Source organism: Bradyrhizobium glycinis, from assembly GCF_016031655.1.
GTDB lineage: Bacteria > Pseudomonadota > Alphaproteobacteria > Rhizobiales > Xanthobacteraceae > Bradyrhizobium > Bradyrhizobium glycinis.
Window position 1 is genome coordinate 1 of sequence record NZ_JACCHQ010000059.1, and the last position, 2,748, is coordinate 2,748.

2 protein-coding genes are annotated in these 2,748 nt (G+C 62.1%); both read right to left on the bottom strand.

The window, feature by feature from the left end:
- Positions 1-267: 267 nt before the first annotated feature.
- Positions 268-1,008: an IS21-like element helper ATPase IstB gene (istB, locus tag HZZ16_RS36795; RefSeq protein WP_197955743.1), complete on the bottom strand. Its 741-nt coding sequence runs from the start codon at positions 1,006-1,008 to the stop codon at positions 268-270.
- A gap of 12 nt (positions 1,009-1,020) precedes the next feature.
- The gene (gene istA, locus HZZ16_RS36800) at positions 1,021-2,544 is read right to left on the bottom strand and encodes an IS21 family transposase (RefSeq protein ID WP_197955744.1); all 1,524 of its coding nucleotides are present in this window, start codon (positions 2,542-2,544) and stop codon (positions 1,021-1,023) included.
- Between the last annotated feature and the right edge of the window lie 204 nt (positions 2,545-2,748).

Genomic DNA, 2,748 nt, shown 5'->3' on the forward strand with positions numbered 1-2,748 from the left:
TGCGGATTCCAATGATCGCGCGCAGGTATTCCAATCTGATGCCGCGCAACGTTCCAATCTGATCGCGCGCAGGAGAAGCACCCGATCGTTAAAGGTAATTGGCACCATCGATAGCCCGTGGTCAAGCGGCCGCTGAAGGGATCACGTCACATGTTTGATGGTATGGTCGGCGGAGCGAAGCTGACCGGACGCGCACCCCCAACAGTGCCGTAGCGGCCGATCAGCTTCGCGCGCTGCAGTCTCGGTCTTCATCGGCAGCCGATGTAATCAAGGCCGAGCAAGAACGGGCGGACGCCGCATGGAGTCACCGTTCAGTTCAAGTTTGTGGGCGTTGTGAAGCAGGCGATCAAGTATGGCATCAGCGTAAGTTGGGTCATTTATGAGCTCATGCCATCTGGCAATTGGAAGCTGACTGGTGACGAGTGTTGATCGGCGGCCGTAGCGGTCTTCGAGGATTTCGAGCAGATAATGACGGGCATTGGCGTCGATGGCTTGAAGGCCCCAATCGTCCAAAATCAGGAGCTCGACGGCAGCGATGCTCTTCATCCGCGAAGCGAGTCGGCCGTCGCCCCGGGCAAGGTCCAGTTCCTCGAACAACCGCGGCAGCCGGGTGTAAAGTACAGAGTGGTTGTCCCGGCAGGCTTTGTGGCCGAGCGCACAGCCAAGCCAGCTTTTCCCGACGCCGGTCGGCCCGACAATGGCGCAATTTTCATGGTTTTTGATCCAGTCTCCCTTGAGCAGTATGTCCAACAAGCGGCGGTCGAGGCCACGGGGGGCGCGGTAATCGACATCCTCGGGCACGGCATGATGACGCAGCTTTGCCTTGCGAAGACGAAGCGCCAGGCGCCTGTTGTTACGCCAAGTCGCTTCATGGTCCAGCAGCAATCCCAGCCATTCGGCGTGAGCGAGACCATGGACCTCGTCGTTGTCGGCGAAGCTCGTGAAGGCCTCGGCCATGCCGGTAAGGCCGAGCTGGGTAAGCAAGTGGAGGGTGGGGTGTGTCAGCATTTTTCTTCCCTTTTAGTGGTAATAGTCCGAGCCTCTGATGTTGGTGTGTATGATCGGCTCGCGCTCGGAGGATGCGGGCGTTGCAACGCGATCGAGCCCTTTCTCGAGGATCGATTTGATGCTTGGGTAGTTGCGCGCCTGGATCTCGAGCGCGCGCAGCGCGGCCGCCTCGAGACGCTCGGCGCCAAAGCGCTTCTCAAGCCGGATGATCCCCAGGCACGAACGATAGCCCTGTTCGGGATGCGGCCGATCCTCGATGATCCGGTCGACCAGCTGGCGCAGCATCGGACCGATCCGGGTTGCCTCGCTGCGGATCTTTGCCGGCGTCCACTCGCCATAGCGCCGGTGGCTGGAAGGCATGTGGGCGCTGATCGTCGTGTGCCGCCCGTTGCCACTGCCGCGCATGTGCGCGGCGATACGCTCGCCGCCCAGGAAGATTTCAACCGTTCGCGCACAGATCCGTGCTTCTACCTCGCGACGGGCGAAGCGATAGGGCACCGAGTAGTAGTGCCGTTCGATCTCAACGTGATAGTCGAGCCCGACCCGGCATCGGCGCCATTCGGCATGGACCCACGGCTCGCCAGGAAGCGGCTTAAGATTCGGCGCATCAATTTCCTCGAACAGCTGGCGCCGTGTGCGGCCATACTGACGCAGCACCCGTACGTCATTGAGCTTGGCCAGCCACTCGGCGATCGCACCGTTGAGCTCGGCCAGGCTGTAAAAAGTTCGGTTGCGCAGCCGCCCCAGCAGCCAGCGCTCGACGATTCCGACGCAGGCCTCGACCTTCGCCTTATCTCTCGGACGACGCGGCCGTGCCGGCACAATCGCCGTGCCGTAATGCTGCGCCATATCGCTGTAGCTGCGGTTGACCATGGGGTCATAGAGGCAGGCCTTGATCACCGCCACCTTGGCGTTGTCGGGCACCAGGAGTTGCGTGGCACCGCCAAAAAAGCTGAAGGCCGCGTTATGTCCCGCGATCCAGTCGCCGAGCTGCTCGGTCCACGTCGCCAGCGCGAACGACAAGCTGGACGCGCCTATGACCGCCACGAAGATGTGCGCGTCACGCACCTCGCCAGTCTTACGGTCAACCACCGGCACCGTGTCGCCGGCATAGTCGACAAACAATTTCTCGCCCCCGCCGTGGTGCTGGCGCATCACCAGCGGCAGCCGGCCTTCCCAGTTGCGGAACAAGTCACAGAAACGGCTGTACCGGTACCCGTCCGGATGCTCTGCAATGTACTCGTCCCACAGCACCTGCAAGGTCACATGCTTGCGCTTGAGCTCGCGGGCAACAACGGACCAGTCGGGCTCGGCCACCTTGCGGCGCCCCGGCTTCACGCCAGGCACCCCGTACAGCAGTTGCTCCAGCTCGGTGTTGCTGATCGCTTCCGGGACGGGCCATGCCAGACCCGCGCGCGCAAACCGCTTCAGCGTGTCACGTACCGTCGTCGGCCCGACGCCTACACGCTCGCCAACCACGCGCGTCGAGAGCCCAGCCTCAAGGCTCAATCTCACAATCTCGCGCACCTGGCGCATGATAACCCTCCTCGTCGGCATCCAATTCTCCAAGCTGCTTCCAGCCAGAGAAATGGCCAACGATCAGGCCTCACACCATCCGAAACTGCGCGCGATCAAGTCGGAATGCTGCGCGGAGAATGCTCGGAACGCCGCGCGCGATCATTTCGGAACCCTGCGCGCCATCAACTCGGTACGGTGCGCGCGATGACCTCGGAATCGGCA